This is a genomic window from Staphylococcus sp. 231237_7MaSpsaltlick, from assembly GCF_043107035.1.
Genome location: NZ_JBICNX010000035.1, coordinates 24,298 through 30,769 on the forward strand (window position 1 = coordinate 24,298; position 6,472 = coordinate 30,769).

Below are 6,472 nucleotides of genomic sequence, written 5' to 3' on the forward strand. Positions count from 1 at the left end.
CTATACTTTCAATATTTCTCGTAATGTTTTGTTTGTCTCTTCAAGTCGCTGAATTAATTGATTATCTAAATCGAAAGCAAGCAACGATTTAATTTGCTGATGTAAATCTGCTTCTATCGCATTACAATGTTGATCAACTTGTGATTGTAGTGAACTAACGATGTCGTTTAATGCTTTTCTTAAATCAGCAATACCAGAACTTAGGAATTCCATGGTAGTAGTATTGATCTGTTCTTGAATTTCACTTTGTGTTTTCGGCTGTAGAATATTCTTTTTCGTCAGTGACTTTGGTAATGACTTAACTAATGAATCTAAATCAATTTTAAGTAATGGTTCGTTTAATGATTCATCAATATCTTTAAAGTCTGGTTCAAAAAACACGTGGATTTGTTCAAGTTTCTGCTTTAATGGTGCGATTTCCATTAATAATTGTTCTACAAAATACTTTTTGATTCTTTCGACTAGCAATGATTGTTCTAAATACAAACGTTGATGTATTTGATCTAAATAGCTTTTTGTTGAAATACGTTTTTCTGCTGAAAAATCACTGTTTTTAGTCATTTGACCATTATAAACTGATTTGACTTCATCAAGCAATTGAATTTTCAAACGTTCACTCAAGTGATAAATTTGGTCCTCTACCTCATTAGCAGTTCGTTGTTCTGCTGGTTGTAGTAAAGATTGTGAAATGATTTGGGTTTGATCATATTGAGTTAATTTCTTTTTACGTTGAGCGATTTGTGATTGATTATGTTTGGATTCTTCAATCATATCGTCGAAGGCGTTTGAAATATGTTCAAGTTGACCAAGCATTTGCTTTTGTAATATGCCTTTTGATTCTACCTGAGCAAAATGGACAATGCTATCACGTAATTTATCAATTCCTGTATCTCCTGATTTTAGTGCTGCACGGCTTGAAACGGCAAATATATCCGATTTCATATTTACTTGTTCTAATGCATCGCCAACATATTCAATTACAGCATTCAAATCTTCTTCAGATTCTGCTAAATCAGTTGCGTTAATAATCATTTTAAATGCTTGGTTTTCATTTAATTGATTCATGTCTTTCATATGTTCAATGAAACGTTTGTCATTATCAGTAAAGGAATGGTTGAAATAGCTGACATACAATATTAAATCAGATGATGTAAGTATTTTTTCAGTTTCATTCGTGTGTCGTTGATTATTAGAATGTAAACCTAATGAATCGACGATAATCTTATCTTTAAGACATTCTAAAGGCAATTTAAGATGGACAGTATTAACGAATGTGGCATATTCATCTTCAGCACTCCATTTTTTAATATCTTCAGGTTCAACCGTGTGAACTAAGCCTGAATCAATCATATCTTGATACATTGTATAGTGTTTTTCAACTGCCTTTACAAAGGCTAATTTATTTTTTTCAAGATGAGCTGTTAATTTTGAAATATTTTGTGATAAAAATGCCGTAATACTCTCGAAAGATTTATTTTCTATTTCAAATACTTGATTTAATTCGTTGAGTAGCTGTTCGGGTTCCTTTAATGTTATCTGACTTTCAGTACCATATGATAATTCAGTCATTGCCGCAGTAGTTGGATTTGGTGAACTGACTAAATATTGATCACCAAGTAAAGCGTTAATCAAACTACTTTTACCTGCACTAAACGTTCCGAATACACCTATTTTTATTATTTTATTATCAAGGCGTCTTAATGTCTCATTAATATCTTTCTTAGTTTGTTCAAATAATGGAATATCATTAATTAAATTTAACCCTTTTTGGATTTGTTCAGTATAATCATTTGTGACTATCTCAGTATTTTGATGTTGTGTTAACGTTGTTTTAGTCGTTTCTTGATTATGTTTAGGACTATAATCTATTTCTGTACGATCGATCAGTTTATCAAGTGAATCGTCGATATGGATGTAATAGTGCATATAATTTTCAGTTTGCAATGACTCTCTAAGATTTCTAAAGTCCATAAAGCGTTGGTAATCGTTATAATCATCTTCCTCTTCAATGCCTATATCATTCGCTTTAGAATGTTGGATAGCCTTTTTAAATAATGGATTTGAAGCATTCACTATATACTTTTTAATTGCTTTCATTAAATCATCTGAAAATGTTAGCACATATTGATTGCTAATACTAATTTGCTGTTGATATAAATCAGTAATCAGTTCGGGTTTGATTTCATAATGTTGATTTAAAATATCATTATTAATTTCTGCAGAGTTAATAAATCTAGTTAAGAATGACATATCACTTCGAAGCGGTTGACGAATTTCTTGATTCACTTTTTCTTGTAGTTGTTGCACCACAAGATTGAGCCTTTCATTCTGTTCGGCAAGTGTTTTATTTTTTCGGTTGAAGATACCTCCAACTTTAAAATCCTTAGTACGACTTTCTAAATAGTGTCGAATCGTTTCACGTGTGTCGTGTGTCATGACATAAGCATTTTCTAATATATCTTTACGTTTTTGTTCTAAATAATTAAATAAACGATCGGGATTATTTAATAACTTTGCTTCTTCGCTTACCTCACGATGTTGTTGAAATTTCAAATAAGCATGGTCGAAATCCGCTTCATAAATATCCAATTTATCTAATAAATCATTTATTTCATATTGTATATATGATAATTGCTCATCGGTAATAAATTTGACGATACGTTCCACATAGTCATTGATTGTTTCTCTGTGATTATCCTTTTCTACAAGATAACTTGATAAAGCTTCAATTTCATTGTGTTCGTGTTCGAACTTTGAAACATAAAAGATACGATCCAAATTAATTTCCCATTCAGCAATGGAATTTTCTACGCGAGATTTAAAGGTATCAAATGAAATTTCATCTTCGTTATGTTTATCAATTTGATTAATTACAAAAACAACTGGTACATTGGCTTGGTTGAGTCGCTTCATAAATTGGAAGTTCAATGCAGATTGAACGTGATTATAGTCTACTGTATAAAATAATACATTACTGGTATACATAAATTCTTCTGTACTTGATTGATGTGTTGCGACATTAGAATCAACACCTGGTGTATCTTGCAAGGTAAATCCATTATTGAATTTAGGAGAATTATATTTTATCTCTACAGATTCAACATCGAAATTTTCACGGTTCATTTGCTTTACTTCATCATAATTATCTAATTGCGTATATTGTTTATTACTTAAATTGGCAATAATACCATTTTCATCTGTAACAGTAACAATCGCGGTATTACTCGTAGTTGGTACAGGTGAACTCGGTAATATATTTTCTTCAAACAATAAATTAATTAACGTTGACTTACCTGCTGAGAAATGGCCAACAAACGTAGCAGTATATTGTTCTAAGTATACTTTTTTAATTACTTGATTAATGATATGTACGAGTCGTGCATTGTTTGATTTTTCAACTTCTTTTTTTAATTTATATAAAATATCTAGTTGCTCAGTGTTAGACATCATATTATCCCCTTTGTTACATATATGTAATTATTCTTATTGTATAACAAAATAACAATTGTCAAAAGTAAGTTAATTAAAATACCTGACTAAATTCAAAGATGAAAGCATTCTAAATTCTACATTGTTAAGTGTGTATTGCTGCTACTGAATTAAATTGTGCTAATGCATCATAAAAAAACCACCCTTAAAGCGGATGGTTTAAAAACTAACATTATTTGGATTACCCTAATAGACATATAGTTTAATTGTTGAACCCTAAATGTTAGGGATTTGATTATCAGTATTGGGTTTGCTTATTCCAATGTTTTCTTTAAAATATAGTTCGGGATTTTTGGCGATATTAACGGCAACTGCAGCAACACTTTTTCTAGACACTTCTGTACCTTTAAATGGTTCTGCTCTTGTTGAGATTTCATAATCAATCTCATTTTTTTCAGTTAACCATGCAGGTCGGAATATCGTATAATCCAAATTAGAAGCCTCAATAATATCTGCTGCCTTTCTGTAAGTACTCAATTGGTCACCAATTTGTGTTTTAATCCATTGACCAAATTCTCCTGGCACTTCATCATAAATACCAAGCGCAGTGACAAATATCAAACGTTTGACTTCTTTATCTTCCATTGCCTTTACAATGGTTTCCGCTTCTTTATCTAATTCTCCTGATAAACTTGCGAATACGATATCTACATCTTCTAATGCACGACTCACATCATCTAGGTTTGTCGCGTCTCCTTCTCTAACTCTAATACGGTCTGATGCAAAATCAGGTAATCTGTTAGCATCTCTTAAAAATAATCGTAAGGTATATGATGTATTTTCTAAAAATGAATTAATAGCTGCTTTAGAAACTGCACCATTTGCACCTAATATTAATACTCTTGTCATGTAATCACTCCTATAAATCGTTATTAATTAATATATAGATGTATACTTTTATACTTTGTTTTAGGCTGCATCACGGTTAACATTTAATTTAACTTTGCCTCGCTTATGTCTCACAATACTACAGTTATCCCGTTTATTCTAACAATAAACTCAATGTTTACTTAAACATTATAAGAATTTAAAAAAATCTTTATATTATAGATTATTATTGCACTAATTGATGAATTTGACTATAAAATAAAAAAATCTCTAACACAATACCGCAACATAAAATATATGGTGTCAGTGTGATTAGAGATTTAATAAATCATAAATGAAGTTAATTTATAATTGGATTTTTATCTTTTTTGATTTTGAAATATTGTGAGATGCTATATACGATAATACCAATCCATATAAATATGAAAGTGATGAGTTGGTCAATATTGAACGGTTCTTTAAATAAAAAGACGCCGAGTACAAACATGATCGTTGGTCCAATATATTGTATAAATCCAGTTAATGATAATGGAATACGTTTAGCTCCTGCTGAAAATAGAATGAGTGGCACTGCAGTGACTGCACCAGATAATAGTAACCAGAATGAAGATACATTGTAACCGAAAGTCAAATCTCCTTGTTGCCAAACATACCAAATATATATCAGTCCTGCAGGCGCAGTTACAATACATTCAATAGTGATACTACTTATCGCATCAAGTGGAACGAGTTTTTTAATCAAGCCATAGATACCAAATGAACCTGCTAGTAGTAATGAAATACCAGGAAAAACACCCATTTTTAATGTCATATATAATACGCCTATGACCGCTAATGCAATGGCCAACCATTCAGCTTTATTAAACCGTTCCTTTAAAAAGATTAGAGCTAATAATATGCTGACTAAAGGATTGATATAATAACCTAAACTAGATTGTAGTACATGTCCATTGGTCACTGCCCAGATAAATGTACCCCAATTGATAGTTATGACATATCCGGCAGCAATAATTGCGATCAGTTGAATGGGTTGTTTTATTAATTGTTGCACGTCTTTGATAAATGGCCCTGTCTTGTTACTGATGATTACGATAAATACCATGAATATCATTGAAAAGATGATTCTAAAGGCTAGTATTTCAAAAGCACCTATATTTTGAATTAATTCCCAATATATTGGCAATATCCCCCATAAGATATAGGCACCAAATGCAAAAATGACTCCTTTTTTAAATTCACTATTCAAATCGTGCACCTCCTTTAAAGTGTTTTATAATATGAAGTGCTAAATTTTCGGTTATCGAACGTTTGTTCTATATTTAGCGTTGACCCCAATATTGATAATAAGTACATTCGATATAACCATTAAATAACTTTCTACGTTTTGTAGCTTTTCTATTAGTTAAGTGTTCAAATTCAGAATTACTAGTAAGTACGTACGCAGATAAACGTGCATGTTGATGTAACAATTTACCGATATAACGATACATTTTTTCAACCTCATCACGATCACCGATACGTTCACCATATGGTGGGTTACCAATTAACGCAACAGGTTCATTTGTATCAATCGTTAATGTATTAACATCTTTTACGCTGAAATTGATAATGTCAGCAAGACCAACTTCTTCAGCATTACGTTTTGCGATTTCAATCATTTCAGGATCAATATCTGAAGCATAAATTTCAATTTCTCTATCATAATTTGCTTGTTGATCTGCCTCGTCTCGCATTTCGTTATATAAATTATCTGGCATGATATCCCATGTCTCAGAAACAAAATCTCTATTGAACCCTGGGGCAATATTCTGAGCAATAAGACTTGCTTCAATTGCAATTGTACCTGAACCACAGAAAGGATCGATTAATGGTGTATCACCAGTCCAGTTCGCTAAACGGATTAAGCTTGCTGCTAATGTTTCTTTAATTGGTGCTTCACCTTGTGCTAAACGGTAACCACGTTTATTTAAACCTGAACCTGATGTATCAATCGTTAATAAAGCTTCGTCTTTAAGGATAGCAACTTCAACTGGATATTTTGCACCTGTTTCATTTAACCAACCTCTTTCCTCGTAAGCTCGCTTTAAGCGTTCTACAATTGCTTTTTTAACTATAGCTTGACAATCTGGCACGCTATAAAGTGTTGACTTAACAC

Annotated in this window: 4 protein-coding genes; all 4 read right to left on the reverse strand. The window is 31.6% G+C overall.

Going from position 1 to position 6,472, the window contains the following annotated elements; translation table 11 throughout:
- Nucleotides 1–3,447 carry a dynamin family protein gene (locus ACF91D_RS27685; protein ID WP_392438086.1) on the reverse strand — a complete coding sequence of 1,149 codons (3,447 nt, stop codon included), beginning with the start codon at nucleotides 3,445–3,447 and terminating at the stop codon, nucleotides 1–3.
- A gap of 258 nt (nucleotides 3,448–3,705) precedes the next feature.
- Nucleotides 3,706–4,338: an SDR family oxidoreductase gene (locus ACF91D_RS27690; protein WP_042738671.1), complete on the reverse strand. Its 633-nt coding sequence runs from the start codon at nucleotides 4,336–4,338 to the stop codon at nucleotides 3,706–3,708.
- A 319-nt stretch (nucleotides 4,339–4,657) separates the two neighbouring features.
- The gene (gene rarD, locus ACF91D_RS27695) at nucleotides 4,658–5,563 is read right to left on the reverse strand and encodes an EamA family transporter RarD (RefSeq protein WP_107527975.1); all 906 of its coding nucleotides are present in this window, start codon (nucleotides 5,561–5,563) and stop codon (nucleotides 4,658–4,660) included.
- A 73-nt stretch (nucleotides 5,564–5,636) separates the two neighbouring features.
- The coding region (locus ACF91D_RS27700; protein ID WP_392438089.1) for a THUMP domain-containing class I SAM-dependent RNA methyltransferase at nucleotides 5,637–6,472 on the reverse strand (836 nt) is incomplete at its 5' end.

What these genes read in the sequence shown, in the direction of transcription:
- ACF91D_RS27690 (WP_042738671.1), bottom strand. Translation starts at nt 4,338, where the DNA reads ATGACAAGAGTATTAATATTAGGTGCAAATGGTGCAGTTTCTAAAGCA.
- ACF91D_RS27685 (WP_392438086.1), bottom strand. Translation starts at nt 3,447, where the DNA reads ATGTCTAACACTGAGCAACTAGATATTTTATATAAATTAAAAAAAGAA.